At 63.1% G+C, this 25,900-nt stretch carries 30 protein-coding genes and 2 pseudogenes; 20 read left to right on the top strand and 12 right to left on the bottom strand.

All coding sequences use genetic code 11. From position 1 onward, the window contains the following. From ACQ4WP_RS26215 to ACQ4WP_RS26180, 8 genes and pseudogenes are all read right to left on the bottom strand, one after another. Window positions 1–328 (bottom strand): annotated as a pseudogene (locus ACQ4WP_RS26215) (hypothetical protein); the annotation flags it as partial. 3 nt (window positions 329–331) lie between these two features. Next, window positions 332–643: a hypothetical protein gene (locus ACQ4WP_RS26210; RefSeq protein WP_436525770.1), complete on the bottom strand. Its 312-nt coding sequence runs from the start codon at window positions 641–643 to the stop codon at window positions 332–334. 30 nt (window positions 644–673) lie between these two features. After that, a complete protein-coding gene (locus tag ACQ4WP_RS26205) occupies window positions 674–817 on the bottom strand; it encodes a hypothetical protein (RefSeq protein ID WP_436525768.1) in 144 nt (47 codons plus the stop codon). After that, window positions 814–966 carry a hypothetical protein gene (locus tag ACQ4WP_RS26200; protein ID WP_436525766.1) on the bottom strand — a complete coding sequence of 51 codons (153 nt, stop codon included), beginning with the start codon at window positions 964–966 and terminating at the stop codon, window positions 814–816. The genes ACQ4WP_RS26205 and ACQ4WP_RS26200 overlap by 4 nt, the downstream gene beginning before the upstream one ends. Next, entirely contained in the window at window positions 963–2,735 is a 1,773-nt protein-coding gene (locus ACQ4WP_RS26195; protein WP_436525764.1) for a replication endonuclease, read from the bottom strand. The genes ACQ4WP_RS26200 and ACQ4WP_RS26195 overlap by 4 nt, the downstream gene beginning before the upstream one ends. Then, window positions 2,735–3,016, bottom strand: coding sequence for a hypothetical protein (locus ACQ4WP_RS26190; RefSeq protein ID WP_436525762.1), 282 nt, complete (start codon window positions 3,014–3,016; stop codon window positions 2,735–2,737). The genes ACQ4WP_RS26195 and ACQ4WP_RS26190 overlap by 1 nt, the downstream gene beginning before the upstream one ends. Further along, window positions 3,016–3,282, bottom strand: a complete 267-nt coding sequence (locus ACQ4WP_RS26185; protein ID WP_436525760.1) for a hypothetical protein — start codon at window positions 3,280–3,282, stop codon at window positions 3,016–3,018. The genes ACQ4WP_RS26190 and ACQ4WP_RS26185 overlap by 1 nt, the downstream gene beginning before the upstream one ends. A gap of 2 nt (window positions 3,283–3,284) precedes the next feature. Next, window positions 3,285–3,476: a hypothetical protein gene (locus ACQ4WP_RS26180; protein ID WP_436525758.1), complete on the bottom strand. Its 192-nt coding sequence runs from the start codon at window positions 3,474–3,476 to the stop codon at window positions 3,285–3,287. A gap of 234 nt (window positions 3,477–3,710) precedes the next feature. Between ACQ4WP_RS26180 and ACQ4WP_RS26175 the strand changes: the two genes are divergently transcribed. From ACQ4WP_RS26175 to ACQ4WP_RS26150, 6 genes are all read left to right on the top strand, one after another. Continuing rightward, a complete protein-coding gene (locus ACQ4WP_RS26175) occupies window positions 3,711–4,040 on the top strand; it encodes a DUF3693 domain-containing protein (protein WP_436525756.1) in 330 nt (109 codons plus the stop codon). 190 nt (window positions 4,041–4,230) lie between these two features. Further along, complete coding sequence (locus tag ACQ4WP_RS26170; protein WP_436525754.1) at window positions 4,231–5,031, top strand: PAS domain S-box protein; 801 nt, start codon at window positions 4,231–4,233, stop codon at window positions 5,029–5,031. A 148-nt stretch (window positions 5,032–5,179) separates the two neighbouring features. Continuing rightward, complete coding sequence (locus tag ACQ4WP_RS26165) at window positions 5,180–6,772, top strand: PA domain protein (protein ID WP_436525752.1); 1,593 nt, start codon at window positions 5,180–5,182, stop codon at window positions 6,770–6,772. Between the two features lie 151 nt (window positions 6,773–6,923). Continuing rightward, window positions 6,924–8,558 (top strand): 3-(methylthio)propionyl-CoA ligase, encoded by a 1,635-nt coding sequence (locus ACQ4WP_RS26160; RefSeq protein ID WP_436525777.1) that lies wholly within the window; start codon window positions 6,924–6,926, stop codon window positions 8,556–8,558. A 36-nt stretch (window positions 8,559–8,594) separates the two neighbouring features. Further along, on the top strand, window positions 8,595–9,743 hold the full coding sequence (locus tag ACQ4WP_RS26155; protein WP_436525750.1) for a porin: 1,149 nt from the start codon (window positions 8,595–8,597) through the stop codon (window positions 9,741–9,743). Window positions 9,744–9,964: 221 nt separating this feature from the next. After that, window positions 9,965–11,302 (top strand): chitinase, encoded by a 1,338-nt coding sequence (locus tag ACQ4WP_RS26150; protein ID WP_436525748.1) that lies wholly within the window; start codon window positions 9,965–9,967, stop codon window positions 11,300–11,302. Between the two features lie 36 nt (window positions 11,303–11,338). On the opposite strand, the gene ACQ4WP_RS26145 is transcribed toward ACQ4WP_RS26150, so the two are convergent. Further along, window positions 11,339–11,830 (bottom strand): TetR family transcriptional regulator, encoded by a 492-nt coding sequence (locus tag ACQ4WP_RS26145; protein ID WP_436525775.1) that lies wholly within the window; start codon window positions 11,828–11,830, stop codon window positions 11,339–11,341. 22 nt (window positions 11,831–11,852) lie between these two features. Then, window positions 11,853–11,942, bottom strand: a pseudogene (locus ACQ4WP_RS26140) (hypothetical protein); the annotation flags it as partial. Window positions 11,943–12,034: 92 nt separating this feature from the next. Between ACQ4WP_RS26140 and ACQ4WP_RS26135 the strand changes: the two are divergent. From ACQ4WP_RS26135 to ACQ4WP_RS26115, 5 genes are all read left to right on the top strand, one after another. Next, entirely contained in the window at window positions 12,035–12,436 is a 402-nt protein-coding gene (locus ACQ4WP_RS26135) for a nuclear transport factor 2 family protein (protein WP_436525746.1), read from the top strand. A gap of 196 nt (window positions 12,437–12,632) precedes the next feature. Then, complete coding sequence (locus ACQ4WP_RS26130; RefSeq protein ID WP_436525744.1) at window positions 12,633–13,688, top strand: sensor histidine kinase; 1,056 nt, start codon at window positions 12,633–12,635, stop codon at window positions 13,686–13,688. Continuing rightward, complete coding sequence (locus ACQ4WP_RS26125; protein WP_436525742.1) at window positions 13,685–14,470, top strand: LytR/AlgR family response regulator transcription factor; 786 nt, start codon at window positions 13,685–13,687, stop codon at window positions 14,468–14,470. The genes ACQ4WP_RS26130 and ACQ4WP_RS26125 overlap by 4 nt, the downstream gene beginning before the upstream one ends. A 166-nt stretch (window positions 14,471–14,636) precedes the next feature. Then, window positions 14,637–15,056, top strand: coding sequence for a hypothetical protein (locus ACQ4WP_RS26120; protein ID WP_436525740.1), 420 nt, complete (start codon window positions 14,637–14,639; stop codon window positions 15,054–15,056). A gap of 150 nt (window positions 15,057–15,206) precedes the next feature. Then, the gene (locus ACQ4WP_RS26115; RefSeq protein ID WP_436525738.1) at window positions 15,207–15,629 is read left to right on the top strand and encodes a DUF2061 domain-containing protein; all 423 of its coding nucleotides are present in this window, start codon (window positions 15,207–15,209) and stop codon (window positions 15,627–15,629) included. A 9-nt stretch (window positions 15,630–15,638) separates the two neighbouring features. Here the strand turns inward: ACQ4WP_RS26115 and ACQ4WP_RS26110 are convergent, their stop codons facing one another. Next, window positions 15,639–17,075, bottom strand: a complete 1,437-nt coding sequence (locus ACQ4WP_RS26110; RefSeq protein WP_436525736.1) for an amidase — start codon at window positions 17,073–17,075, stop codon at window positions 15,639–15,641. 101 nt (window positions 17,076–17,176) lie between these two features. On the opposite strand from ACQ4WP_RS26110, the gene ACQ4WP_RS26105 reads away from it, so the two are divergent. The 3 genes from ACQ4WP_RS26105 (at window position 17,177) to ACQ4WP_RS26095 (ending at window position 21,705) form a co-directional block, all read left to right on the top strand. Continuing rightward, the gene (locus ACQ4WP_RS26105; RefSeq protein ID WP_436525734.1) at window positions 17,177–18,088 is read left to right on the top strand and encodes a LysR family transcriptional regulator; all 912 of its coding nucleotides are present in this window, start codon (window positions 17,177–17,179) and stop codon (window positions 18,086–18,088) included. A 204-nt stretch (window positions 18,089–18,292) separates the two neighbouring features. Beyond that, window positions 18,293–20,305, top strand: coding sequence for a c-type cytochrome (locus tag ACQ4WP_RS26100; protein ID WP_436525774.1), 2,013 nt, complete (start codon window positions 18,293–18,295; stop codon window positions 20,303–20,305). Between the two features lie 98 nt (window positions 20,306–20,403). Then, window positions 20,404–21,705, top strand: a complete 1,302-nt coding sequence (locus tag ACQ4WP_RS26095; RefSeq protein WP_436525732.1) for an NRAMP family divalent metal transporter — start codon at window positions 20,404–20,406, stop codon at window positions 21,703–21,705. A gap of 3 nt (window positions 21,706–21,708) precedes the next feature. Here the strand turns inward: ACQ4WP_RS26095 and ACQ4WP_RS26090 are convergent, their stop codons facing one another. Continuing rightward, window positions 21,709–22,503 (bottom strand): SDR family NAD(P)-dependent oxidoreductase, encoded by a 795-nt coding sequence (locus ACQ4WP_RS26090; RefSeq protein ID WP_436525730.1) that lies wholly within the window; start codon window positions 22,501–22,503, stop codon window positions 21,709–21,711. 70 nt (window positions 22,504–22,573) lie between these two features. On the opposite strand from ACQ4WP_RS26090, the gene ACQ4WP_RS26085 reads away from it, so the two are divergent. The 6 genes from ACQ4WP_RS26085 (at window position 22,574) to ACQ4WP_RS26060 (ending at window position 25,900) form a co-directional block, all read left to right on the top strand. Further along, window positions 22,574–22,966, top strand: coding sequence for a MerR family transcriptional regulator (locus tag ACQ4WP_RS26085; RefSeq protein ID WP_436525728.1), 393 nt, complete (start codon window positions 22,574–22,576; stop codon window positions 22,964–22,966). A gap of 3 nt (window positions 22,967–22,969) precedes the next feature. Then, a complete protein-coding gene (locus ACQ4WP_RS26080) occupies window positions 22,970–23,620 on the top strand; it encodes an SMI1/KNR4 family protein (RefSeq protein WP_436525726.1) in 651 nt (216 codons plus the stop codon). 98 nt (window positions 23,621–23,718) lie between these two features. After that, window positions 23,719–24,270, top strand: coding sequence for a DUF4142 domain-containing protein (locus tag ACQ4WP_RS26075; protein ID WP_436525724.1), 552 nt, complete (start codon window positions 23,719–23,721; stop codon window positions 24,268–24,270). Window positions 24,271–24,373: 103 nt separating this feature from the next. Next, complete coding sequence (locus ACQ4WP_RS26070) at window positions 24,374–24,754, top strand: hypothetical protein (RefSeq protein ID WP_436525722.1); 381 nt, start codon at window positions 24,374–24,376, stop codon at window positions 24,752–24,754. 13 nt (window positions 24,755–24,767) lie between these two features. Beyond that, entirely contained in the window at window positions 24,768–25,205 is a 438-nt protein-coding gene (locus tag ACQ4WP_RS26065; RefSeq protein WP_436525720.1) for a hypothetical protein, read from the top strand. A gap of 227 nt (window positions 25,206–25,432) precedes the next feature. Continuing rightward, window positions 25,433–25,900, top strand: a complete 468-nt coding sequence (locus ACQ4WP_RS26060) for a cache domain-containing protein (protein ID WP_436525718.1) — start codon at window positions 25,433–25,435, stop codon at window positions 25,898–25,900.

Genomic DNA, 25,900 nt, shown 5'->3' with positions numbered 1-25,900 from the left:
GCCCAAAGCGCCCGATTACCTCACCGGCATCCCAGCCGTATTTCTCTGACACCGCAGCCATGCCCACGCCCCATTGATAGCACTTCTCTTCCGTGTATACGCCCGCCAGTTCCGGCATGGCCATACCCAGCACCTTGCCGAACATGAAGGGGATTTGCCCCCACGTCTGCGCCGGGTCGATGCCTGGCGGTTGCGGCGGGTCGATAAAGTCGGCGTCAGCCTGGGCACGCTCCCGCTCCTCGCCCATGGCTTCCATGGCGATGCGGTCAAGCGGGTCATTCGGGTCGAGCTTCGGCGGTTCCGCCTGGCTCTCGTTTAAGTCGGCCATGGCCTATCCTTGCGCTAAAAGTGGTTGAAGCCAACCGCCCGGCTTTTTGGCTGGTGGTGGCACGGGCACAGGCTTTTCCGGCGCCTTCGGCACTGGCACAGGTGCTGTAACGGTAACGGTATCGTCCGGTACCGTTACCGTTACAGCCCGCATGCGCCCCCGCAACTTGCTGTTGCGAAAGTCGTTCCGGGTGAAGGTTTGCGCGTTGCAGTCGCTGCAATGGATATAGGCGTGGCCGTTCTTGTCTTCCTTCACCTGGGCATCGGCAAAGTCACAGACAGGGCACGTCACGTGCCCGATGGGTGTTTTTTTCATGATGTACGCGGCCCGCTAGGCCGCGCCCGGTTATTTGCGCTTGGCCGCTGGCTTCTTGGCCTGGGGCTTGCTGGGAACCGGCGCACGCGCCGGGGCTTTTTGTTTCTTGTTCACGATGGTGCTTTTCAGGTAGTCCGCCTGCTGTTCAGGCGGCACGTAGGGATTGCGGTTCATTTCGTCACTTTCATCAGTTCTTGCCATTGCAGGTGAATTGCCAGTTTGCGAAAAAACGCTTTCGCCGGGCCTGGCAAGAAAAACCCGTACTGCCGGTACAGCGCGACGGCTTCGCGCTCTAGCGCGGCGCCCTGTTCGATATTCGTCACTGGTGACGCTCCTTAAGTGGCATTTCGATAAATAAATCCGGGTTGAAGTCGCCAAACTTGTCAAAACAGGCGAAATCGCAGTCGGCGTAATAGGCTAAATCGTGGTGCGGCGGGATTTTTTCCGGCCACGGCGCCCCCTCTTCCCAAAATGGAGCGGCGGCGGGCGTACAGTTATTGACAGGACTCCGAGGACTGCGAAGAGCAACAGCAGCCCCCGTGCGGCGCCAGGTGTAGCGTTTCGATGCATAGGTAATGTCTGGCGCCTGGCGGCAATACACGCCCACCGGCACGGGCCTGTCTGCCAGGCCATACCGGCCCTCGACGGCCTTAATGGGCGCGGCGACGGCGATGCGATAGGCCCGCCCCTGATTGACGCCGCCCTGCGCCCGAATGTACGGGGCAAAATCGGCTGGCTTGGTCACTTCCACCACGCCGTCGGCATCGGTGGCTGTTTCGCGCTGGCACGCCGTCCAGGCTTGCACGACGTGCGCGGGCGCGCTGGCGATGCGCTCTTGTTCCACCCGGCGCAGTTCGCGCCATACCGTCACAGGTGGCTGTCCCATGGGCTGAAATTGGCGAATGCCCCACGTAGCCGCCCAGGCCTCGACGCGCTGGGAGGGCCGGATGACTTCATCGCCCACCATATCGGTGCGCACCTCGCCGTCGTCGTCTCGGTGCGCGTCCACATGGGCGTCATCAATGTTCTTGCCGACGTACTTGGCTATATAGCCCGCCGCCGTACCCAACGCCGGGTCGATCTGCACGAACTTGACACGATTGGCGCGTGCGCCTGGCTCATCGCCGTCTTCGGCCAGCGCGTAGGCCGTGAGCGTTTCCGTCACGCGGTCTACCTTGTCGGCTGGCACGAACATGAGAACGTGCCAATGTGGGCAACCGTCGTGATGCGGTTCGGCAATGCGGAAACCGTAGGGGCGCACGCCATCGCGGGAATTCTTCGCCCGCCATGATGTCCATACGTCCATCAGCGCCTGTTGCGCCTCGCGGGGCGTGGCGCCGTTGTACTTGGGATTCAATGTTCCACTCTTGGCCAACACCGCGTGATACTTCGACGGCGCCGTGAGCGTAACGAAAAGGCCGACATGACCCAACTCTGCCGCAACCTCTTCACAGCCTGCCATGCGCAGCATCAATTCGCCGCGGCGAATAGATTTGTTGCTTGTGGACTTGGCCGCCAGCGCCGACAGCGCAAATTCCTGGCCGTCCTCGTTCGTCATCGTCATTGCATCGAGCGCCTTGGCATTGCGGCGGTTTTGCGCCAGGCGTCGCTTGACCGTCTCGTCGCTGCAATAGGCGCCAGCGCGCACCGACACAAAGCCCAGGCGGATAGCGGCATGCTCAAAGGCGCGACCATGCACACGGCGCAAGCTCTTGCGCCACCACCCGGCATCGTTGCATCGGTAGATGAATTGCTTGTCGTCGGACTCGTCCGGCACTTCCATACCGCGATCCGTGACCATCCAGGCGAGGCGTGCGCGCAAGGCTTTCAGGTCGTGAATGGTGGCGGCCTGGCTGATGCAGTCGTTTGCGTAGCGTTCAGCCAGGATGCAGATTTGTGCGTCCGTAGCGTCCAGCGGTAGCGGCGCGTCTGTCACCTCGTCCAGCAAGGCGGAAAGCTGTTTGTAACGTGCAGGCATGGCGCCAATGGCGCCCTCTTGCGCCGCATGCAGTTCCTTGTATGCGCGTGCGGCCCAGCGCGCAGGCAAGCCCTTGACCGTGCGTATGCCGTTTTCTTGCTGAATGGTCGGCATCAGTGCAACACCGTTGTGCGGGGTTCAGTGTCGCGCATGCAATTTTCCGCCATGGACAGATGCACCATCATGGATTGCAGCGCTCCAGTGATGCTGGCGCGCTCGTTACGAGAAAATTTTGTGAGGTCGTCTTCGGCGCGCTCGCGTGGCATTTCAGCAAAGGCCAGCACCAGGCGGCGGACTTGCACCGGCAGCAGGAGCCAAATGGTAATGCGCGCCTCTTCCACTTTTTCAGCGGCAACCAACGCGGCGACTTCGGCGGGGGCAGTAATGACGCGCATTATCGTTTCCTCAGCAGTTGAGTGCGGATCAGATGCGCGACAACGGCGCTTTGCTGTTTGTCTTTGAATTTGAGCCAGGCCATGAAATCGGCGTGCAGCGCCTCAGGCAGTTGTACGGTCATGACCACGAGGCCATTGCGCTCCACATAGGCGCGCTGGCGGGCGGCTGCGTTTGCGTAAATCGCTTTTCTCCCCCGCTTTTTCGTCACCATTGGCGGTTTGATGCCTGGCAGTTCCAGGGTATGGTTGTCGATAGGCTGGCGCATAATTAGCTCAACTCCCGTATTGAATTGAGCAGCGCTTCACGGCGCATCTTGAGATTTGCCGCGATGTAGAACGGTAGGCTTTTATCCCCAAGCATTACCAACAAGGCCGCCCGCCGCTCTTGCGCGGCACTAATCAACTCTTCGGCCATGAAGGGCGTAAGAGTAGGCTTTTTGTAAGATTCTGTAACGCTCATGGTGGCCTCCTCAGGCTGTTTTTTCTCCTCGGGCGAAAGTGCCGGGCGGGCGGCAGGGCCGCTAGTTGCCTGAGGAGGGACGGAATAATCCGCCCGACAGCACGAAGAATACGCTTCACATGAAACATGTGTCAACGGAAACATGTTTCATGTGTGTAGCTTGTCGCATGACTTGTAAGCGTGTATGTTCACGAAATACTGTGTGTACACACGGTAAAGCCCTGAGGAGGAGCTATGAAAACCACTATTCAATTCCTTGACGCCGTCAAGGAAAAACTCGGCATTGAGTCCGATTACGCCCTGGCTAAGCGCCTTGGTTTCTCGCTGTCCACGGTCAGCAATTACCGGACGGGCCGCCGCGTGCTTGATGACGACGCCGCGCTTACTATCGCCCTGGCACTTGATGTTCATCCGTTCACAGTGATTGCATCCGTGAATGCCGAACGTGCAAAAACGCCCGAGCAGCGTGCGCGCTGGTCGGGCGTTATGGAAAAATTCTCACTGTCTTTTAATTTACTGTTATTGGGCGCCAGCCCGCGCCGAGCCTCGTTCTTGACGCGCTGATAACAGTTTTCGTGCTGGCACTACACTCTATAAATTATGCGAAGTTATGGCTACTATTGTGAAATCCTCATTTTCCCAGCTTCCCCAGTCGCATATGCGTTTTCGCCACATACCGCTGCGTGCTTGTCCGCCAGCGAGTCTCGTGTACCATTGCCGCCCATGATCAACTCCTGCCATGCTTGGCGCCTTCATGACTTCTTCCACTTCCAGCAAACTCGCCCGTCTTGCGCAGGCGCCGGACTTTGAAACCTTGATCGAGGCTGCCGGCGATCTGATTTATACGCTCGATCTGGAAGGATGCTTTACTTTCTTCAACCAGGCCGTCGAGCGCGTTCTCGGCTATTCTGCAGCCGAGATGATGGGCCGGCCGTTCACGGAGCTGCTGACGCCGACCGGTGCGGCCGTGGCGTCGCGGCATTACCAGCAAGGCTTGGCGGGTCAGGAACATACGCCGTTTTTCGAGGTCGAGGCGCGGCACCGCAATGGTGCCATCGTGCACCTGGAAATACGCGCCGGCATGCTGATGCGCGACGGCGTGCTGGTTGGGCGGCAAGGTATTGCGCGCGATATCAATGAAATCAAGGCGTTGCAGACGATTGTGCATGAAAAGTCTCAACGCATGACCTTGCTGGAAGAACGCACGCGCATCGCCATGGGCATGTATGCCCGCATTGCCGAACTGGTCTATGAGGACCTGGGTCCCGCCCATGGCGGCAAGCCGCCCGGCGCCAGCGACGCGGGTTTGCGCGAAATCCAGAGCACCCTGCACCGCGTGGCAGCCGAGAAACATGGTTTGAATGCGGCTGACCTGACCATCTTGCAGCTGCTGGCTGAAGGCCGCTCGAATGGGGAAATTGCGCAAGTCGTCTGCCGCAGCCCGCATACGGTCAAGGATAGCGTCAAGAAAATCATGCAGAAACTGGGCGCCAAGCGGCGCGCCGAGGCTGTGGCCTGCGCCTTGAAGCTGGGCCTGCTGACGGCCGACAGCTGATGTTCACAATGAACTTTCCTCGATGAACCACCCGATTGGGGGTGCTTTCCCCCTGTCGGTGGTCTGGCCGGCAAACGCTGCCCGGCTGATAATCGTTCCCAGTGCCAATCCAGGCACGCCAAAAACATCATAAAAACAGGAGACACGCATGACCCAGGCGCATCCACGCACCGCTGTTTCACCGCCCTTTTTACGCTCTCCACCGCGCTTGCTGCGCCTTGCTGGCGCGCTGGCCATCGCGGCGACCTTGTCCGCCTGCGCCAGCAAGCCTGGTCCATGGCCGTCGCGCGCCCTGCCGCCAGAAGCCGCCGTGACGGTGGATGCCACGCAATTTTTGTCCAAGAAACAGCTGGTCGACTGGCAGCTGGACCTCGATGAGCGCTACCTGCGCGCGACGGGCTCGCCCCAGCATGAAGCGTACATCGACGCGCTGCATGAACGCCTGGTGCGCGCCGGTGTCAAGCAGTTGCGTTTCGAACCCGTCAGCTTCCAGCAGTGGTCAGTGGAACCGGGCCGCTGGAATTTGCAAGTGCTCGATGGTGAACGCACTGGCGTCCTCGCGTCGGTCGGCTACATTCCGTATTCGGGCGTGACGCCGCCGTCCGGCATTACGGGACGCATCGTCTACCTGGCCCCCGGTGCCAGGCCCGATGCCAGTCTGGCGGGCAAGCTGGTCCTGGTTGACCTGCCGAAAGTGGCGTTGACAGGCAAGTTTTTCCACCAGTCGGCCGTGCATGTGCACGACCCGGAGAACGTCATGGGGCCGGATGCGCCGTTTGCGCGTCCGTTCCAGATGCTGGGGCCATTCGTCACCCTGCTGGAACGCTTGCAGGCGGCGGGCGCGGCCGGCGTGATCGCCATCATCGATGCACCCGCCTCGGCGGCGCACGGCCTGTATGCGCCCTACGACCGCGAAGTGCGCCAGCTGCCCGGCGTGTTTGTCGACCGCGACATGGGCAAGCGCCTGCGCGAGCGGGTCTTGGCGGGCACGGCGCCGGTGATCAAACTGACCATGGATGCCGAGGTGCGGCAGGTACAGACGCGCAACCTGATTGGCATTATCCCCGGCAAGTCCGAGGAATTTACGGTGATCAACAGCCACACGGATGGCACGAATGGCCTCGAAGACAATGGCCCGAATGCCATCGTCGATATCGCCCAATACCTGACGCGCTTGCCGCAGGACAGCCTGCCGCGCAGCATCATGCTGATGCTGTCGAGCGGCCATTTCGCCGGCGGCGTGGGCATCGAGCATTTTCTTGACAGCCACAAGGACGATGGCTTGACCCGGCGCATCGCCTCGATTGTTACCATCGAGCACCTTGGCGCGCTGGAATGGCTACCTGACAGCAACGGTTTCTTGCGTCCCACGGGCAAGTTCGAGCCGGCCGGCATGTTTTCCCCGCGCACGCCCGCCTTGATGGATGCTTCGTATGCCATGCTGAAACACGCGAATGCGGCGCCCGCGTTCGTGATGCCGCCCACCAATCCCAACGGTGACGGCAGTCCGAACGACGCTGTCTGGCCTGGCGAAGGCCAGTATTTCTGGGGCTTGCAGCGCATTCCAACGATCAACTACATCACCGGACCGACCTATTTGTTGAACTATGGCATGCTGACAACGGACAAGGTCGATTTCCAGCGCCTGCACCGCGAAACCGTGGCATTTACCCAGCTGCTGCTGGACCTGTCGCGCGTGCCGTACGATGAATTGCGCAAGGAAACCACGGCCGCGCCGTGATGCCCGCCGTGATGCATTGACCTGAAAGGGCGCCGCCTGGCGTCCTCCTCCCTTCCCCGCCCTGCTCCCGGCGCCGGTTTTTCCTGCGCTGCGGAGCCGTGCGCCCGTTTTACGTGTTTTGGAGACGATATTGAACCATTCCGCCGCCCTGATGGGCAACATGATGAGCCAGCCGCTGCTCATTTCCAGCATTCTGCAACATGCCGCACGCCATTACGGCGCCAATGAAATCGTCTCGCGCAGGGTCGAGGGCGACGTGCACCGCTACACCTACCGCGATTGCCATGCGCGGGCGCAACAGCTGGCCAACGTCCTGCAAGCCCTGGGGGTGGACGCTGGTCAGCGCGTCGCCACGCTGGCCTGGAACGGTTATCGCCACCTGGAGCTGTATTACGGCGTGTCCGGCAGCGGCAGGGTCATCCATACGCTGAATCCCCGATTGCATGTCGACCAGATCGCCTATCTGCTGAACCATGCGGAAGACCAATATGTGTTCTTCGACATGACCTTCTTGCCGCTGGTGGAAGCCGTGGCGCCCCACTGCCCTGCCGTCAAGGGCTATGTGATGCTGTGCGGCGGCGCCCACATGCCGCCGTCCAGCAGCCTGGACAATCTGCTGTGCTATGAGGAATTGCTTGATGCGCAAGCGGTGCAATATGACTGGCCCGCGCTCGACGAGCACGCGGCGTCCAGCCTGTGCTACACCTCGGGCACCACCGGCCATCCGAAAGGCGTGCTGTACACCCACCGTGCCACCGTGCTGCATGCGTATGCGGCCGCCCTGCCCGACGCCTTGAACATGTCGGCGCGCGAAGTGGCCTTGCCTGTCGTGCCCATGTTCCACGTGAATGCCTGGGGCATGCCGTATGCGGCGCCATTGACGGGTGCCAAGCTGGTGTTGCCGGGTGCGGCCATGGATGGCGCTTCGCTGTATGAACTGTTCGAGCAGGAACAGGTGACGTTTGCCGCTGGCGTGCCCACCGTCTGGCTGGGCCTGATGAATTACGTGACGCAGCAGCAACTGCGCTTCTCCACCTTCCGGCGCACCATCATCGGTGGCGCCGCCTGTCCGCCCGCATTGATGGGGCTGATGCGCAGCGCGCATGGCATCGACGTGGTGCATGGCTGGGGCATGACGGAAACGTCGCCGCTGGGCACCACCAGCACCTTGCAAGCCCGGCACTTGGACTTGGCGCTGGCGCCGGAAGCGCAGCAAAAAATCCTGGAAAAACAAGGGCATGCGGTGTTCGGCATCGACATGAAGATCGTCGATGCGGACGGTGGCGAGCTGCCGTGGGACGGCATGGCGCGCGGCGACCTGCTGGTGCGCGGCCACTGGGTGATGCAGCACTATTACCGCCACGACAACGATGATGCGCTGCAGGATGGCTGGTTCGCCACGGGCGACGTGGCCACCATCGACGCGGATGGCTATATGCAGATCGCGGACCGCAGCAAGGATGTGATCAAGTCGGGCGGTGAATGGATAGGCTCGATCGACCTGGAAAACATCGCCATGGCGCACCCGGCCGTGGCCATGGCCGCCTGCATCGGCGTGCCTCACCCCAAATGGGATGAGCGGCCCTTGCTGCTGGTGGTGCTGAAACCCGGCGCCCGCCTGGAGCGCGCGCAAATGCTGGCCTTTTACGAAGGCAAGATCGCCAAATGGTGGACGCCGGACGACGTGCTGTTCGTCGACAGCCTGCCCATCGGCGCCACCGGCAAGATACTCAAGAATGCGCTGCGGGCCAGTTACTGCGGCTATCAGCTGCCCGGCGTCGCCTGAACCCATGCAAGAATAACAATAGCAGGAGACAACAGTATGAACAAAATCACCACTCCGGCCTTGCTGCTGGCCGCATGCTCGCTGGCGGGCGCGGCCCATGGCCAGTCCGGCATCACTGTCTATGGCATCGTCGACGCGGCGGTCACGGCCACCGACCAGGGCGGTCCCGGGTCGGCCAAGGTCATGTCGCTCAGTTCAGGCATCATGAGCGGTTCGCTGTTCGGCTTGCAGGGCAAGGAAGAGCTGGGCGGCGGCCTGCGCGCCATTTTCCAGCTGGAAGCGAGCTACGAATCGGACACGGGCGCCATGAAAACGTATTACGGCAATCCATCCACGGCCACGCCAGTCGCCACGGGTGGCGCGCCCGTCACTGGCCTGTTCAACCGGCGTGCCTTTGTGGGGCTGGAAGGCCGCTTCGGCAGTTTGACGCTGGGCCGTGACTACACGCCCATCTACTTCACGGTGCTGGACGGCGACAGCCTGAAATTCGGTTCCTACGGCAACATGCAATCCGTGGTGTTGTTGTCTGGCACGGGTTCCGACCGCTTTGGCCGCGCCAGCAATGCCCTGTTCTATACGGCGCCCCGCATCGGGACACTGCAGGCGCGGCTGATGGCCAGCCTGGGCTCGGAAAGCGGCGGCGCACCGGGCAACCCACCCCGCGACGCCAACCGCATGTGGGGCATGTCGCTGAGCCACGATGCAGGGGGGCTGATCGTCACGGGCGCGTACCAGCGCATTGCCCTGCCGCTTGTGGCCGGCGCACCGTTGACCTTTACGGGCCAGACGGGCACGCGTAGCGATGCGAGCGTGGCGGCCAAGTATGTGCTGGGCGACTATACGCTGAGCGGCGGCTACTTCCGCACCTTGCTACCCATGCCGCGCGGCGACGGCGATGCGCTGTGGCTGGGCGGCGCCGTGCGCATGGGCGTGGGAATGCTCTCGCTGAACTTGCAGCGCCTGCGCCAGCAAGCCTTGTTGGGCGCTACGAAACAGGGTACGGGCCTGGGCGTCGCCTATATGTATACGCTGTCGAAGCGCACTACCCTGTATGCCTCGTATGGCCAGATGAACAATAACGGCGCGGCCGCGTTTTCCGTGCTGTCCGGCGATACGGCCGTGGCGCCGGCCGGCCCCGGCGCCCTGGTACGCGCCCTGGCGCTGGGCACGCGGCACCTGTTCTGAAGTCGTTTCGGGTGACCATACCAGCGGCTTGCAAATACGCCACTGGTATGGTTCAACCTGGTGGCCCTTGTCTGTGATGACGCAACTGGTATTGTGATATTGCGCAGAGAATAAAACCAGTTGACGACCACCTGCAATGCTTGCACTCTGAAAAATCGGACGGTGTCCTGCCGGCCGGCCATGAAAAAAACACACAAGGAGATGCGATGAACCGGACAGTCATGAATACCCTCATCCTTACCCTCTTCGGGGGGACGTTGGCCGCCTGCGGCGGCGGCAGCGACGGAGCCAGCGCCAGCGCCAGCCAACTGCTGGCAGGCACCGCCCAAGCGGTGGCCTGCTACACGCCATGGAACAGCGGTACCGCCTACAATGGCGGCGGCCAGGCCAGCTACAACAACGTCAACTACACGGCCAACTGGTGGACGCAAGGAAATAACCCGTCGACCAGCAGCGGCGGCGCCGGCAGCGGCCAGCCGTGGACGGTGGTGGGAGACTGCGGCACGCCGACACCCACTCCTACGCCAACGCCGACACCCACGCCTACCCCAACTCCCACCCCAACTCCCACGCCTACCCCGACGCCTACCCCGACGCCAACACCAACGCCCACTGGCCTGGCGAAACACGCGCTGATCGGCTACTGGCATAACTTCACCAACCCCAGCGGCGCCACCTACCCGATCAGCCAGGTCAGCGATGACTGGGACGTGATCGTCGTCTCGTTCGGCGATAACGCGGGTGGCGGCAATGTCAGCCTGACTATCGATCCGGGTGCGGGCACGGAAGCGCAATTCATCGCCGACGTGGCCGCCAAGCGGGCGAAAGGCAAGAAAGTCATCCTGTCGCTGGGCGGTCAGAACGGTTCCGTGTCAGTCGGCAACACGGCCGAAGCGACGAATTTCACCAACAGCCTGTACGCCATCATCAGCAAGTATGGCTTCGACGGCATCGACCTGGACCTGGAAAATGGCGTGGCGCAAGGCGCGGCCATCCAGACCTATCTGCCGATCGCCGTGAAAAACCTGAAAACCAAGGTCGGCAGCAGCTTTTACCTGTCGATGGCGCCCGAATGGGTGTATGTGGAAGGGGGCTACACGAGCTACGGCAGCATCTGGGGCGCCTACATTCCCATCATCAATGCCTTGCGCAGCGAGTTGACGGTGCTGCACCCGCAGTATTACAACAATGGCGACATCTACACGCCGTATGCCACGGGCGCCATCAAGGCGGGCTCGGCCGACCAACTGGTGGCCACGGCGCGCATGCTGATCGAAGGGTTTAACTATGGCGGCAACACCTTCGCCGGCCTGCGCCCGGATCAGGTGGGCTTCGGCGTGCCATCGGGGCGCAGCTCGGCCGGCTCGGGTTTCACCACGAATGCCGACGTCAGCAATGCCCTGAATTGCCTGACGCGCCTGCTCAACTGCGGCACCATCAAGCCGCTGCAGGCGTATCCGGATTTCCGCGGCGTGATGACGTGGTCGATCAACTGGGACCGCCACGACAACTATAATTTCTCCGTGCCGACGAAGACTGTGCTGAAGACCTTGCCGTAACCGCCTTGGTCCGCCTGCGCATGGGAGGCAATCCGCTCACATGCGCAGCAGCGCCACGCCCAGCAGGCGCATGTGCAGCGCTATGCCCTGGCGCAACGCCTCCCCTCCCCCTTGCGTGTGCTTGATACCATCCATGGTGGCTACCAGCAAGGCGGCCACTTGCGCGGCAGTCGCGTCCAGCCTACGCAGCGCGATATCGCCCGCCGCTTCGGCCTGTTCCAGCGCACCGGCCGTTGACGCCACCAGCGCTGCCCGCGCGTTCAAGGTGATGTCGGCGGCCAGAGTCATGTTGGCATCGAATAGTTCCTGTCCATGCGCGCTGGACGAAATTTCCGCCATCAAGCCTTGCTGGAATGCCAGCAGCGCCATTTCGATGCGCGTGAAGACGGGGCCGGGTTCGGCCAGCGCCGCCGCCACATGCGCCATGACGGTGGCATGCGCCCGTTCGGAGCCGGCGCGAAACACGTCTTCCTTGTTCTTGAAGTGCAGGTACAGCGCGGCGCGCGACATATCGGCCGCCTGCGCGATGATCGGCCGCCTGCGCGATGTCGAGCATGGACGTCTTGCGATAGCCGTAGCGGCAAAACACGGCCAGGGCCGCATCGAGTATCCGCTGGGTTTTAAGGGTGTGGAGTGACATGTGGCTATGTTGACACTTTGAATATATAGTGTCAACATGGCTTTTGGACAAAAATCGTCAAAGTGTCATTCTCCCTCAAGAACAGGACTGCCATGAGCGATTTCAATGCCGCACTGAATGAAGAACAGCAGATGGACCTGCTGCGCCACACGGAACGCAGCCGTTTGCGCGCCCTCGTGGCCGCCGATACGCAGGCGGCGCGCGCCCTGCATGCCGACGACTTCCAGCTGATCACGCCTGTCGGCAGCATGCTGTCGCGGGAACAATACCTGGGGGCCATCGCCTCCGGCCACATGCGCTATGTGAGCTGGGAGCCGGAAGCGATCAGCGTGTGCCTGTACGGCACGGCCGCCGTCCTGCGTTACCAGGCGCAGCTGGAAATCGTCTTCGGTGGACACGCCGTGCCGCGCGCCCGCTACTGGCATATGGATAGCTATGAATGGCGCGATGGGCGATGGCAAGCCGTCTGGTCGCAGGCGACGGCAATACGCTGACTTGTTCAAATGCGGCACCATCCAGCCGCTGTGGGCCTGCCCGGACTCGCGCGCCGCTCGTGGCGCCATCGCGGCCCGGCCCCGCAGGGCGTCGCTGGCGCCCGGGAAAGCGTGCTTCATGCCTGCCGCTATTGCGGGCCGCGTGGCTTTGCCCTATTCTGCTGCTCTTATGGCAATTCCTGGGGCCGTCACATTCATGTTCACACTGCGCTCCGCTATCGATGGCCTGCGAACCTGCCTGTCCGCGCGACGATTGTGCGTGGCCGGGCTGGCTGCGCTATTCGAATTCGCCCTGTTTACCCTGTCATGGGAAGACCCGCTAGGGTACCTGGCCATGGCGGTCTTCCTGCCGGCGCTGGCGGCGCTGCTGGCGTATGGCCTGTTCGAGCGCTGGCCGCGCCGGTTGCCCGGCAGGTTGCCCCAGTGGGTGTTGCAGGTGGTGGGCGTGGCGCTGGCGATCGTGCTGACCCTGGCCAGCCTGTATCTGTTCAATACCCAGGCCGGTGCGCCGCCGTTCTGGCAGGTGCCGGAGCGGTTACAGAGCTATATCTCGCTCGCTTTCCTGGGCCTGTTGCTCGGCCCATGGACGGCGATGGCCGCCCTGCTGCGCCAGCGCGACGCCCGCGTGCGCGAAGCCGAGCGCAGGCGCGGCAAGCTGGAGCGCCAGGCCCGCGATGCGCGCGTGTGGCTGCTGCAGGCCCAGGTCCAGCCTCATTTCCTGTTCAATACGCTGGCCAGCCTGCAAGCCCTGCTCGATGCGGGGTCCAGCCATGCGGCGCCCGTCCTGGCGCATCTGGTCACGTATCTGCGGGCCGCCGTGCCGCGCCTGAGCGAAGCGGCCACCCGCCTGGAACAGGAACTGGAAATGGTGCGCGCCTATCTGGTGCTGATGCAGATGCGCATGCCTGACCGCCTGCAGTTCGGCATAGACGTCGCGCCCGGCTGCGAAAGACTGCAGTGCCCGCCCATGACCCTGATGACCCTGGTCGAGAACGCGGTGCGCCATGGCATCGATCCCTGCATGGATGGCGGGCGCATCGATGTGCTCATTACCGAGGCGAATGGCCGTTGCCATATCGAGGTGAGCGATACCGGAGCGGGCCTGCAAGCGGGCAGCCCCGGCCTGGGCACGGGACTTGGCAGCCTGCGCGAGCGCCTGGCGCTGATGTTTGGCGGCGAAGCGGCCTTGCGCATCAGCGAACTTGCCCCCCACGGTTTCCGTGTTTCCATAGAATGCCCCGCATGGCCATGACATTGACCGCCCTGATTGCCGACGATGAACCCTTGCTGCGCGCCAGCCTGCGGCGCCAGCTGGCCGAGTGCTGGCCGGAGCTGCTGGTCGTGGCCGAAGCGCGCAACGGACCAGAGGCGCTCGCGCTGTTCGAGCGGCACCAGCCGGCGGTCTGCTTCCTCGACGTGCACATGCCGGGCCTGTCCGGCGTGGACGTGGCCAGCCAGATCGGCCGCCGCGCCCACTTGGTCTTTGTCACCGCCTATGACCAGTACGCGGTGCGGGCCTTCGAACAGGGCGCGCTCGACTACCTGGTCAAGCCGGTGCTATTGGCCCGCCTGGCCGGTACCGTGACGCGCTTGCGCGAACGCCTGGCGGCCATCCAGCCCGGCGCGGCCAGCGAGACGCTGTTGCGGCAACTGGCGGCGTACCTGCAGGCCGCCCCCGCGCCGGGACCAGCGCCAGCTGCGCTGCGTTGGCTGCGCGCCAGCGTGGGCCCGGCCGTGCGGCTGATACCGGTCGATGACGTCGATTACCTGAAGTCCGACGACAAGTACACGCTGGTTGCCTGGCGCGACGGCGGCAAGCCCGCCGAAGCGCTGCTGCGCAATTCCCTCAAGGAATTGCTGGTGCAGCTCGATCCAGAGCAGTTCCAGCAAATCCACCGGGCCGTGGTGGTCAACCTGCATGCCATCCGCCAGGTCGTGCGCGGCGCTCACGAGACGGCCGAAGTGACCTTGAAGCACCGGCCGGAAGTGCTGCCGGTCAGCCGCTCCTTCCTCCACCTGTTCAAGGCGGAATAGTCCCCGGGCGCGGCAGGGCCGCGTCACTCATCGTGCATAGGCGCACTTTGGCCCCTTGGGCGCGTGACGCGTCGGATCGGCCTTGCCGCGGCGCGCCCGTGTGCCGACACTGCGCTGACTGGTCCTGCCTCGGCAGGCTTGATCCCACTCCGACAAAGGTGTATCGATGAACCAAACAATATCCGCCGCCACGCGGCAAGCCGCTCCCCTGTTCACCTCGCCGCTGCAGCATGGCGCCGCCGTCCCGCTGGGGCGGTGGCTGGGACTGGGCTTGCTATTCATTTTCGGCCTGGGCATCTGGTCGAATTTCTGGCTGCAGGAGCAAGTATTTGCCGCGCCGGGCTTCCTCTTGCGGGCGGCCGGCATGCCGCTACAGGTGGGGCTGATCGTCATGCTCGGGCTGCTCACGGCCTTGCTCGGGCTGGCCGGCATGTTGGCCGGCGTACTGCAGTGGATCGCCGTCGCGCGCGAACTGTTTGGCCTGGACGTGATGCACGCCTTGCTGATTCCGTTGGGCCTGGTGTACCCGCTCACCGGCCTGTGGCTCATGCTGCGCGGGCTGGCGGCACGGCCTGCCGGCGGCTGATGTATTCATCATCGTGGCGGCGGCAATGTTGTACAGACTATTAATAGTCTGTATCTATTGATTCAGTTGAAATATTTTACTTCCTTTTGTAAATGAGAATCGTTACTATCTAAATCAAGGATAAGCGAATTCAACAGAAAGGAGCATCCCTTGTTTACAGCCATCAAAACATTCAGCCAGGTCTGCACGCATATGTCGATCGCCTTCGGCCTCGCCTATTTGCTGACGGGGTCGTTGGCGCTCGGTGGCTTGGCCGCAATCATCGAACCCATCATCAACGTTGCCCTGCTACCATGGCATGAAAAATCCTGGCATGCGATCCGCCGCCGCTACGCCGCCAGCCGCCTGGGCTTTGCCGCCCTGGCTGGCGAAAAGCTCAGCCAGACGACCTTGCACATGGGTGTGGCCTTCGGCGTCATGTACTGGGCCACGGGTTCCATGGCCTTCGGCGGCTTGCTGGCCGTGGTCGAGCCGATCTGCAACGTGATCGTCCTGCCCTTCCACGACCGGCTGTGGGAAAAAGCCCGCTTTCGCCTGGAAAACCGGGGCGCAGCCCGCCTCGCCGCCCTGTAATTCCCCTTCCTAATTACCTGCCCACACGGGCGGCCGCCTTGGAAGCCATGGCGCCGCCCGCTCCAGCTGCCCTGCCAGCCGCAGCAAGGTGCCATCCTTTCCATAGCCGGCCATGAACTGCATGCCGATCGGCAAGTCATCAGGCGACTGCGCCAGTGGCACGGACATGGCCGGCAAGCCCGCCACGTTCGCCAGCGGCGTGTAGGGCGAATGCTCGAACAGGCGCGCCGTCCAGCCAAAACCGTCGCGTTTTTCCTCGTCCTTGCCATAGCGCCCCAGCTGCCACGGCAAGTCCGGCATGGTGGGCGTCAGCAGCACGTCGTACTGGCCAAACAAGGCGCCGGCGTGGCGCGTGACCGTGTTGCGCACGTCGAGGGCGGCCACGAAATCCACGGCCGAGACCGTCTGCCCATGGCGGTAGCAGGCCAGCGTGGCCGGCTCCAGCGTCTCCAGCGACACGCTGCGTCCGCTCTCGTGCGCCAGGGCGTCTATCCACGGCACCAGGTTGGCGCACCAGATGCTGGCGTTGGCGTGCACAAACGCTTCCCATGACACGCCCAGCGCCGGATTCACTTCTTCCACCTGGTGGCCCAGGCTTTCCAGCAGGCGCACGGTGGCGTCCAGCGCGGCATCGACGGCAGGCGCGGGACGGGCGCCATTGCACGCGGCGCGCTGCACGCCGATGCGCAGCCTGCCCGGCGCTACACTCACCTGCGACAGCCAGCTGTGGCCGGGCGCAACCGTCACATACGCTTCGCCCGCCATCACGCCCTGCACGCAATCGAGCAAGGCCGCGCTGTCGCGTACCGTGCGGCTCACGCCCAGCTGCACGCCCAGGCCGCTGAAGATCTCGTCCATGGCGGGGCCGTTTGAGACCCTGCCCCGGCTCGGTTTCAAGCCGAACAGGCCCGTCGAGGCGGCCGGCACGCGGATGGAACCGGCCGCGTCCGTCGCATGGGCCAGGGGCACGATGCCGGCGGCCACGGCCGCCGCCGCGCCGCCGCTGGAGCCGCCCGCGCTCAGGGCCAGGTTCCAGGGATTGCGCGTGGCGCCGTACAGCACAGGTTCCGTGGTGGTGGCAAAGGCCATTTCCGGCGTGCTGGTGCGGCCAAACGTTACCAGTCCCGCCTGGCGGAACTGTGTCATCAGATGAGAATCTAGCGCGGCGATATGGCCGGCGCCCAGGCGGCTGCCCGCTTCACTGCGCTGGCCCGCCATCGTGACGGCCACATCCTTGATCAGGAACGGCACGCCGGCAAATGGCGCCGCGCTGTCGATTTGCGTAACATCCGCTGGCCACAGCTCGACCACGGCGTTGAGCTGCGGGTTGACGGCGGCGCAGGCGCGCACGGCAGAGTCGTGCAATTCGGCGGCAGAGACGGTGCCCTCGCGCAGAAGCTGGGCCAGTCCTATGCCATCAAAGCTTGTATATTCATGGAGTTGCATCAGTTAGTTCCTGTAATGGATGAAGAATGAAAGTCACAGGAACTACTCTAGGGCTTGCGCTATCATAGTGGAAATGAATAGTTGATATACAAGGTATAGCCATGAACAATTTGCATAAACTGGATTTGCATAAGCTGGACTTGAATCTGCTGCTGACCCTCAACGCCTTATTGATCGAACGCAATGTCACGCGGGCGGCGGCGCGGCTGCACCTGAGCCAGCCATCCGTCAGCGTGCAGCTGGGCAAGCTGCGCACGGCTTTCGACGATCCGCTGCTTTTGCCCGGGCCGCGCGGCATGTTGCCCACGGCGCGCGCGCTAGCCCTGCTGGCACCGTTGCAAGCCGTGCTGGCCCAGCTGGAGCAAGTCTTGCAGCCGGAACAGGCGTTCGACCCGGCCACGGCCGAGGTGCGCTGGAACCTGGCGGCGGCCGATGCCACCGAATATGCGATCTTGCTGCCCATGCTGCCATCCCTGCGCGCGCAGGCGCCGTTGTCGCGCATGGCCGTGTTCGAAGCCGTGCCGGCGCGCATGGCGCAAGATCTGGAGAGTGGCCAGGTCGACCTGGGTTTCCTGGCGCAGGAAGAAGCGCCGCCCGGTTTGCGCCACCGCACCTTGTTCACTGAACACTATGTGCTGGCGGGCCGCCGCGACCATCCGTTTCTGCAAGCGCCGCCCGACCTCGAGCAGTTCTGTGCGCTGGAATTCATCGTCGTCTCGCCCAACGGCGGCGGTTTCCGCAGCAACGTCGATACGGCCCTGGAACAGCTGGGGCGGTCGCGCAAGGTGGTGCTGTCCGTGCCGCATTTTCTCATCGTCCCGCCCTTGCTGGCCGAGTCCGACATGGTGGCCCTGCTGCCGTCGCGCCTGTTGAAAAACGCGCTGGGCGCGCTGCGTACGTGGGAACCGCCGATGCGCCTGCCCGACTACGAGATGGCCATGGTCTGGCACGAGCGCATGCATCTCGATCCAGCCCACCGCTGGCTGCGCGAGCGCATCATGGCCAGCTTGTAGGCTGTCCTAGACGATTTTCCATCTTGAAACACTAGGCAAGATTACCTAGTTGATCGAAAGAAACTCCCAATTTTCGCCGTGGTGGCGGATGCGTAAGCTTGCGCGTAATAATAAAGGGTCACCATGAACGCCAATTCCATCCACGACCGCGGTGTACGCCGCCCTCCCGCTTTTTCCTTTTCAATAACTACCTGGCTGGCGGCAATGCTGCTCCTGGGCATGCTCGCCTTCTGCGCCAGCGCCGCGCCGGCCAAAATGCCCTCGGCCTCGGCCGAGCTGATCAAGCGCGGCGAATATGTCGCCCGCCTGGGCGACTGCGTTGCCTGCCACACCAGCCCGAACGGCGCCGCCATGGCCGGCGGCCTGGAACTGAAAACGCCATTCGGCACGATCTACAGCACGAATATCACGCCGGACACGAAGACGGGCCTGGGCACGTACACCTACGCGCAATTCGACCGCGCCATGCGCACGGGCGTGGCGGCCGATGGCCACAATCTGTATCCGGCCATGCCCTACCCTTCCTACGCGAAGATCACGCCCGAGGACATGCAGGCCCTGTACGCCTACCTGCAGCGCGGCGTGGCGCCCGTGGCGCAGCAAAACCGCGAAACGGACATGAAATGGCCGTTCAGCATGCGCTGGGGCTTGTCGCTGTGGAATGCTGTCTTCCTCGACAATGCGCCGTTCAAGCCCGACAGCGCCAAGTCGGCCATGTGGAACCGGGGCAGCTATCTCGCCCAGGGCCTCGGTCATTGCGGCTCCTGCCACACGCCGCGCGGCGTGGCCTTCCAGGAAAAGACCATGGGCCAGGATGGCAGCAGCGGCAAGCATTATCTGTCCGGCTTCACTTTCGACGGCTGGCATGCGGTCAACCTGCGCAATCTGTGGACGCTAGGCGACATCGTGCAATTGCTCAAGACTGGCCGCAACAGTTTCGGCACGGCCGCCGGCAGCATGACGGAAGTCATTACGCACAGCACGCAGTACTTCACGGATGGCGACCTCGATGCGCTGGCGCATTACCTGCACGGCTTGCCGGCCAAGGACGGGGCCAGCGCGCCGCCGAAGAAAACCGCACTCATCGTGGCGGCCAGCAACGATGCGCTGTACAACACGCGCGGCGGCCTCGGTTACCTGCAGTTTTGCGCCACCTGCCACCGCCGTGACGGCCGTGGCGTGGAAAACATCTTCCCGCCGCTGGCGCAAAACGACTCGGTGCAGTCGAAGGACGCCACTTCCGTCATCCATATCGCGCTGACGGGCTGGCAGTCGGCTGTCACGCAACACTCGCCCCGTTCCTTCGGCATGCCCGCGTATGACCGCCTGTCGGACACGGAACTGGCGGAAATCCTCACCTTTGTGCGCGGCAAGTGGGGCAATCAGGGCGCGCCCGTGACCACGGCGCAGATCGCCAAAGTGCGCAAGGAGCTCAAGCTCAAGGCGCCGGACGCGGGTGGCTTCGTCACGCCCCGTTTCGCCGCCCTGACAGCCGATCCGAATGCCAGCCAGTTGATCCACGGCATGCAGCTGATGACGGAAACGCGCGCGCGCCTGCCGCAAAACGTGGGCAACGACCTCAATTGCAGCAGCTGCCACCTGAACGGCGGCACGGTGGCGAACGGCTCGCCCTTCCTCGGTATTGCCGCCTTCTTCCCATCGGAAGCGCCGCGCGCCGGCAAGGTGATCAGCTTGGGCGAGCGCATCAATGGTTGCTTCCGCCGCTCCATGCACGGCAAGCCGCTGCCCATGGACGGCCCCGACCTGCAAGCGATGGTCGCCTATATCGACTGGATGAAGGGCGCCACGCAAGCGAACGACAAGGTGCCGGGACGCGGCGTGGCGAAGATCGACCGCAATCTGCTGCCCGATCCCGTGCATGGCAAAAAGGTGTATGCAGAGCAATGCGCCGTCTGCCACGGCGCGAATGGCGAGGGCATCAAGGGCGCCAATGGCGTGGTAGCCTTCCCGCCGCTGTGGGGCGAGCGCTCGTTCAATATCGGCGCCGGCATGGCCCGCACTTACACGGCGGCCGGCTTCGTCAAGGCCAACATGGTGATGGGTCACGGTCAGAAATTCCCGCTGGGCCAGGGCAACCTGTCCGACCAGGATGCCGTCGACGTGGCCGAATACTTTACGCACATGCCGCGCCCGGACTTCCCCGACAAGGTCAAGGATTGGCCGAAGGGCGGCAAGCCCAAGGACGCGCGCTACTGACACGCGCCGGTCCCGGTCCCGGGGGCGCTGGCAAACGTAGGCAGCTGGACGCCGCCCGCCTGTGATACGCTGCTGGCTCCACCACACAGGAGCCACGCATGCACACCGACAGCGGCCGCGCGGACGCCGTCCGCCAGCAGGCGGCCCCCTCCGACACCTGGCTGGGCAAGCTGGGCCCCGGCCTTATCACGGGCGCGGCCGACGACGACCCCAGCGGTATCGCCACGTATTCGCAGGCCGGCGCCCAGTTCGGCTTCGGCATGCTGTGGACCGTCTGCCTGACGTTTCCCCTGATGCTGGGTATCCAGGTCATCAGCGCCAAGATTGGCCGGGTCAGCGGGCATGGGTTGGCGACGAATATCCGCCGCCACTATCCCCGTTCCCTGTTGTACGCCATCGTCGGCTTGTTGCTGCTGGCCAATGTCATCAATATCGCCGCCGACGTGGCCGCCATGGGCGATGCCTTGACCCTGATCATCGGCGGTCCTACCCACCTGTATGCCGTGGGTTTCGGCCTGCTGTCCCTGCTGCTGCAAGTCTTCATTCCGTATCAACAGTACGTGCGTATCCTGAAATGGCTGACCCTGGGCTTGCTGGCCTACGTGGCCACCGTGCTGACCGTGCACATTCCCTGGGGCGAAGTGGCGCTGCGCACCGTCTGGCCCCAGTTGGCCTGGTCGGCCGCTACGGTGACCATGATCGTGGCCGTGTTCGGCACCACGATCAGTCCTTACTTATTTTTCTGGCAAGCCTCGCAGGAAGTGGAAGACTTGCAGGCGGATTCTGGCGCGCAAGCCTTGCGCCGCACGCCCGAGCAGGCGCCACGGCAATTCCAGCGCATCAAGATGGACACGACCATCGGCATGGGCTTTTCCAACCTGGTGGCGTTTTTCATCATGCTGACCACGGCCGTGACCCTGGGCGCGCAAGGCATTACGCACATCGACACCTCGGCCCAGGCCGCGTCCGCCCTGCGCCCCATTGCCGGCGACTTCGCCTTCGCCCTGTTCAGCCTGGGTATCATCGGCACGGGCTTGCTGGCCATCCCCGTGCTGGCCGGCTCGGCCGCCTACGCCATGGCAGGCGCCTTCCACTGGAAAAATAGCCTGGAACTGGCGCCCAAGGCTGCCAAGAAATTCTATGGCATCATCGCCGCCTCCACCGTGCTCGGCGCCGCCCTGTGCTTCACGCCGCTCGACCCCATCAAGGCCCTGTACTGGAGCGCCGTCATCAATGGCGTCATTTCCGTACCCATCATGGCCCTGATGATGGTGATGGCCTCGCGTCCCGCCATCATGGGTACACTGACCATTTCGCACCGCCTGCGCGTGCTGGGCTGGCTGTCCACCCTCGTCATGGCGACGGCTGTGCTGGCCATGTTCGCCAGCATGGCCTTTTGATGCCTACGCCGCCTTCGGCTTGAGCATGCCTTCCACGATGCCCAGCACCGTCTGACGGGGCAGCAAGCGCGGCAGCCAGGCCAGCAGCCTATTGGGCCGGCCCGCCACGTGGCTGCTGCGGCCCCGGTTCAGGGCGCGCAGCGCTTCATCGACAACGGCTTGTGGCGCCATGCGCTGGCCCACGGCCGCTTCGGGCGCGGCCACCACGTCAAAGAAGGCCGTGTCCGTGGCGCCCGGGCACAGGGCCAGCACGCGCACGCCACGGCTGCGGTTTTCCGCCCATAGCGCTTCCGAAAACGACAGCACGAAAGCCTTGCTGGCGCCGTAAATCGCCATGTAGGGATCGGGCTGCAGGGCTGCCGTGGATGCCACGTTGATGATGGCGCCCCGCCCTTGCGCCAGCATGTGGGGCAAGGCGCAGTGCGTGAGTTCCATGAGGGCCGTGCAATTGACGGTCACTTCGGCCGCCTGGCGCAACAGAGGAATGGCCTCAAACCTGCCATGCGTGGCGAATCCCGCATTATTGATCAGCACGTCGGGCGGCATGCCCAGCGCGCAAGCCTGCGCATGGGCTTGCGCGGCGGCGCCGGGCAAGCTCAGGTCGGCCACCAGCGCGTGTGCGCGGATACCGTGACGTTGGGAAAGTTCCTTGGCCAGGCTGTCGAGCACGGCGCCGGAGCGGGCCAGCAGCAGCAAATGCGCGCCGCGCGCGGCCAGGGTTTCCGCAAAGACGCGGCCGATGCCGGACGAGGCGCCCGTGATCAGCACGGTCAGGTTGGTGTAGTTGAAAGCGGTCATGGCAGCGGTGTGTAGTGAATGAGGTTTTCACTGTAAACTGTAGACTTTAGTCCACGGTCAAGGGGAATCGATGCGCATCGGAGAAATCACCCGCCTGACGGGCGTATCCAAGGATACGGTGCGCTTCTACGAGCGCCAGGGCTTGCTGGACGAAGCGCCGCAGCCGGGCATGACGAACAACTATAAAGAGTACTCGGCACAAGCCTTGCGGCGCATCGAGCTGATCGGTCACGCCAAGGCGCTGGGTTTTACCCTGAAGGAAATCGCCGAAGTCATTGCCGTCTGGCAGGAAAACACCCTCGATGCGGCCACCAAGCGTGTCATGCTGGAAACGAAAATTGCCCAGATCGACGACAAGGCCCGCTCGATGGCCGTGCTGCGCGCCGGCCTCGTCGACGCGCTGGCGAAGGTGGAGACGGGTTGCGAGGATGGCGTGGCGGTCGCAAGAAATTTACAAGGATAATCAATGACTTATTACACGCAGTACCGCCACCTGGCGCTTGAGGGCGCCAAGCCTGCCCCCACGGCGCGGCAGATCGCCGCCATCGAGGCCTTGCTGGAAGCGCCGCTGCCGCCCGCCTTCCTGGCTTTTTTACAAGTCGCCAACGGCGCCTGGTTCGACTACACCACGGATGTGCCGGACGGCAATGGCGGCGTGGAACAAATGGGCTTCAACACCTTCTTCAGCGCCGACGAAGGCGATTTCTGCGATGAAACCCTGATTGGCGAAATCCGCGCCGCGCGCAAGCATACGGACATGCCGGTGCGCATCCTGCCATTCGCCCGCGATGGCGGCAATTCCATGGTCTACCTGGACTTGACAGAAGAAGGCGCCGGCCGGGTGCTGGCCTATGTGCAGGAGTTGCCGGACTGGACGGGCAAGCGCGCCCACGGTTTCATCGAACTGGCCCCCTCCTTCGATGCCTGGCTGGCCAGCCTGTACATCGACCGTGACACGGTGCTCGAAGAGCTCGAACACAGCGTCTCGGAGCCGTCCCACCTGGAGGCGATGGCGCAGTGGCTCGATATCGGCATGCCAGCCTGGCGGCGGGATTCCGGCATCGCTGCCTTGTTTGCTCTTAAACAAGTTGAACTGTGCGCTAACGAACAGGACTAGTCCTACGGGGATAGTCGTGAGCGTCCTATGGGTGTGCGCAGCCTGCGGGCTTAACATTGCCATCAGCTTGCAGAAAAAACCATACCGAAAGGAATCCCATGCGCATCTCCACCACCAGTTCCCGTACCCCGTCCCTGAAGAGCGTGGCCATCGGCGCCGCCGTGGCGCTGTTGAGCGGCATTGCCATCAACAGCATCGCCGCTGCCGCACCGGGCGCGTACGACAAGCAATTTCTCAGCAAGGCCGCCGACGCGGGCAGCACGGAAATTGCCGCCAGCAAAGTGGCGCAAAGCAAGAGCAGCAATCCCGAGGTGAAGACATTCGCCGACGCCATGCTCACGGACCACACGAAAGTGGCCGAGGAACTGAAACAGCTGGCCAGCAGCAAGCAGATCAAGGTCAGCGATCAGCCCGGTACCAAGCATCAGGCGCAGATCGACAAGCTGGGCCGCCTGGAAGGCCAGCAATTCGACAAGGAATATGCGGCCAGCATCGGCGTGGCCGCGCACAAGGAGGCCGTGAAACTGTTTACGGATGCGTGCCAGAATGTCAGCGACCCCGACATCAAGGCCTTCGCCAAGAAAACCTTGTCAGCGTTGCAACATCATCTGGACATGGCGAACGCCTTGCAGGCGGCATTGGCGAAATAGACAGCAGTACGCGGGTAAATACTTGCCGTACATGCTGTACAGCAAGTATTTCTGCTCTTGACATACAATGCGGCAACTTCGTTTTCGGCCATGCCGTGACCTCATGCAGCTACTCAAGAAAACCGGCCTGATCGCCGCCGCCATCCTGTTTGCCATCCTGCTGGCAGGCTGGCTGTTCATCAAAGTGGCGGCGGCGCGCAATGCCACTGTGTATACACAACAGTGGAACGAGCAGGGTACGTGCGTCATCAAGACCTATGTGCCCCACTATGGCAACGGCGTGCCGCAGAACATCGTGCGCGCACTCAGCACATCCACCTTCTTCCGCGTGTACCACAAGGATGGCACCTTGCTGGAAAGCACGGAATGGGTGCTGGACATGCATGAAGACGGCATCCTCGACCATGCCCGCTGGGGCAACAACCGCGCCATCTACCCGACCGACATGGGCTACGAAGGCTGGACCTTGCCCGAATGCGCGTGAACGGGGAACCATCATGCAAGAACTAAAACAAAAGGGGCTGCGCAGCCCCTGGGTCGACGTGCCGTATGAAGCCACGCTTTACCAATTTCTCGGTCCCTTTGACGTGTACGACCGCGAACACACGCTGGGCGTGGAACTGAACACCTGGGACATGAACGATCCGGCCCAGCGCGCGGCACTGATACGGCGCGACATTACGTCGCAGTACAAGGAACTCAGCTACCGCCACCGCCATGCGCTGGTGGCCGTGCTGGCGCAGGCGCTGCAAGACCCTGATTATGACTTCCAGGCCATCGTCGCACATGACCCAGAGAGTACCTATGCCCTGCCCGCCCGGTGGGATGAGATGGCCGACCCGCGCGCCTTCTTTGCCGATATCTACCGCCTGGTGCAGCAAGACTGGCGCGATGATCTGGCGCGCGCGGCTGCGGAAGACCCGTCCAGCTGGTAGCGCGGTGCGGATGCCACACTAGCGTATCGATAGTCTGCCGCACCGTTTCCCCTCTGAAAACCCGATTGCGGCAACGTGCACGCGACGTTGCAAAAACGCCCGTCTGAAAAAAAATCTGTTGCACCAGCGCATGCCCGCTGGCATCGCGCTACCATGAACCGTCGGTACTCCCCTCACCGCGCCGGTTCACCGCCTGCGTCCCTCGCCGCAATTTGAAGGAGATTCTCATGCCCCAGTTCGCCCCTGCCATTTGCCTGTCTGTCATGCTTGTTGCCGCTACGCTGCCAAGTGTCGCCAGCGCTGCCGAAGGCGGCGCCACGCGCGCCGACGCCGAAGCCATGGTGAAGAAAGGCGTGTCCTACATCAAGAGCGCCGGCGACGCCAAGGCGTATGGCGAGATCACGGCCAAGTCGCCGCAATTCATCCTGCACGACCTGTACCTGGTGGTCTATAAACTCGACGGCACGGTCGCCGCGCATGGCGCCAACCCGAAAATGGTGGGCAAGAACTTGATCGAATTGAAGGATATCGACGGCAAGGCCTTCGTCAAGGAGCGCGTCGATCTGGCCAAAAGCAAGGGCACCTTCTGGCAGGACTACAAATTCACGAATCCGGAAACCAAGAAGATCGAGCCGAAGGTGATGTATTGCGAAAAGCTGGCCGAGACCGTCGTCTGCGGCGGCATCTACCTGTAG

It is taken from the genome of Janthinobacterium lyxosi (assembly GCF_051380665.1).
GTDB lineage: Bacteria > Pseudomonadota > Gammaproteobacteria > Burkholderiales > Burkholderiaceae_D > Janthinobacterium.
Note: the sequence above shows the minus strand (reverse complement) of the source record. Positions and strands in the feature narration are given on the sequence as shown.

What these genes read in the sequence shown, in the direction of transcription:
- ACQ4WP_RS26170 (WP_436525754.1), top strand. Translation starts at nt 4,231, where the DNA reads ATGACTTCTTCCACTTCCAGCAAACTCGCCCGTCTTGCGCAGGCGCCG.
- ACQ4WP_RS26080 (WP_436525726.1), top strand. Translation starts at nt 22,970, where the DNA reads ATGACTTATTACACGCAGTACCGCCACCTGGCGCTTGAGGGCGCCAAG.
- ACQ4WP_RS26185 (WP_436525760.1), bottom strand. Translation starts at nt 3,282, where the DNA reads ATGCGCCAGCCTATCGACAACCATACCCTGGAACTGCCAGGCATCAAA.
- ACQ4WP_RS26210 (WP_436525770.1), bottom strand. Translation starts at nt 643, where the DNA reads ATGAAAAAAACACCCATCGGGCACGTGACGTGCCCTGTCTGTGACTTT.
- ACQ4WP_RS26160 (WP_436525777.1), top strand. Translation starts at nt 6,924, where the DNA reads ATGGGCAACATGATGAGCCAGCCGCTGCTCATTTCCAGCATTCTGCAA.
- ACQ4WP_RS26120 (WP_436525740.1), top strand. Translation starts at nt 14,637, where the DNA reads ATGAACCAAACAATATCCGCCGCCACGCGGCAAGCCGCTCCCCTGTTC.
- ACQ4WP_RS26190 (WP_436525762.1), bottom strand. Translation starts at nt 3,016, where the DNA reads ATGCGCGTCATTACTGCCCCCGCCGAAGTCGCCGCGTTGGTTGCCGCT.
- ACQ4WP_RS26165 (WP_436525752.1), top strand. Translation starts at nt 5,180, where the DNA reads ATGACCCAGGCGCATCCACGCACCGCTGTTTCACCGCCCTTTTTACGC.
- ACQ4WP_RS26135 (WP_436525746.1), top strand. Translation starts at nt 12,035, where the DNA reads ATGAGCGATTTCAATGCCGCACTGAATGAAGAACAGCAGATGGACCTG.
- ACQ4WP_RS26130 (WP_436525744.1), top strand. Translation starts at nt 12,633, where the DNA reads ATGTTCACACTGCGCTCCGCTATCGATGGCCTGCGAACCTGCCTGTCC.
- ACQ4WP_RS26085 (WP_436525728.1), top strand. Translation starts at nt 22,574, where the DNA reads ATGCGCATCGGAGAAATCACCCGCCTGACGGGCGTATCCAAGGATACG.
- ACQ4WP_RS26180 (WP_436525758.1), bottom strand. Translation starts at nt 3,476, where the DNA reads ATGAGCGTTACAGAATCTTACAAAAAGCCTACTCTTACGCCCTTCATG.
- ACQ4WP_RS26150 (WP_436525748.1), top strand. Translation starts at nt 9,965, where the DNA reads ATGAATACCCTCATCCTTACCCTCTTCGGGGGGACGTTGGCCGCCTGC.
- ACQ4WP_RS26070 (WP_436525722.1), top strand. Translation starts at nt 24,374, where the DNA reads ATGCAGCTACTCAAGAAAACCGGCCTGATCGCCGCCGCCATCCTGTTT.
- ACQ4WP_RS26195 (WP_436525764.1), bottom strand. Translation starts at nt 2,735, where the DNA reads ATGCCGACCATTCAGCAAGAAAACGGCATACGCACGGTCAAGGGCTTG.
- ACQ4WP_RS26060 (WP_436525718.1), top strand. Translation starts at nt 25,433, where the DNA reads ATGCCCCAGTTCGCCCCTGCCATTTGCCTGTCTGTCATGCTTGTTGCC.
- ACQ4WP_RS26075 (WP_436525724.1), top strand. Translation starts at nt 23,719, where the DNA reads ATGCGCATCTCCACCACCAGTTCCCGTACCCCGTCCCTGAAGAGCGTG.
- ACQ4WP_RS26095 (WP_436525732.1), top strand. Translation starts at nt 20,404, where the DNA reads ATGCACACCGACAGCGGCCGCGCGGACGCCGTCCGCCAGCAGGCGGCC.
- ACQ4WP_RS26065 (WP_436525720.1), top strand. Translation starts at nt 24,768, where the DNA reads ATGCAAGAACTAAAACAAAAGGGGCTGCGCAGCCCCTGGGTCGACGTG.
- ACQ4WP_RS26205 (WP_436525768.1), bottom strand. Translation starts at nt 817, where the DNA reads ATGAACCGCAATCCCTACGTGCCGCCTGAACAGCAGGCGGACTACCTG.
- ACQ4WP_RS26090 (WP_436525730.1), bottom strand. Translation starts at nt 22,503, where the DNA reads ATGACCGCTTTCAACTACACCAACCTGACCGTGCTGATCACGGGCGCC.
- ACQ4WP_RS26100 (WP_436525774.1), top strand. Translation starts at nt 18,293, where the DNA reads ATGCTGCTCCTGGGCATGCTCGCCTTCTGCGCCAGCGCCGCGCCGGCC.
- ACQ4WP_RS26110 (WP_436525736.1), bottom strand. Translation starts at nt 17,075, where the DNA reads ATGCAACTCCATGAATATACAAGCTTTGATGGCATAGGACTGGCCCAG.
- ACQ4WP_RS26175 (WP_436525756.1), top strand. Translation starts at nt 3,711, where the DNA reads ATGAAAACCACTATTCAATTCCTTGACGCCGTCAAGGAAAAACTCGGC.
- ACQ4WP_RS26125 (WP_436525742.1), top strand. Translation starts at nt 13,685, where the DNA reads ATGACATTGACCGCCCTGATTGCCGACGATGAACCCTTGCTGCGCGCC.
- ACQ4WP_RS26105 (WP_436525734.1), top strand. Translation starts at nt 17,177, where the DNA reads ATGAACAATTTGCATAAACTGGATTTGCATAAGCTGGACTTGAATCTG.
- ACQ4WP_RS26155 (WP_436525750.1), top strand. Translation starts at nt 8,595, where the DNA reads ATGAACAAAATCACCACTCCGGCCTTGCTGCTGGCCGCATGCTCGCTG.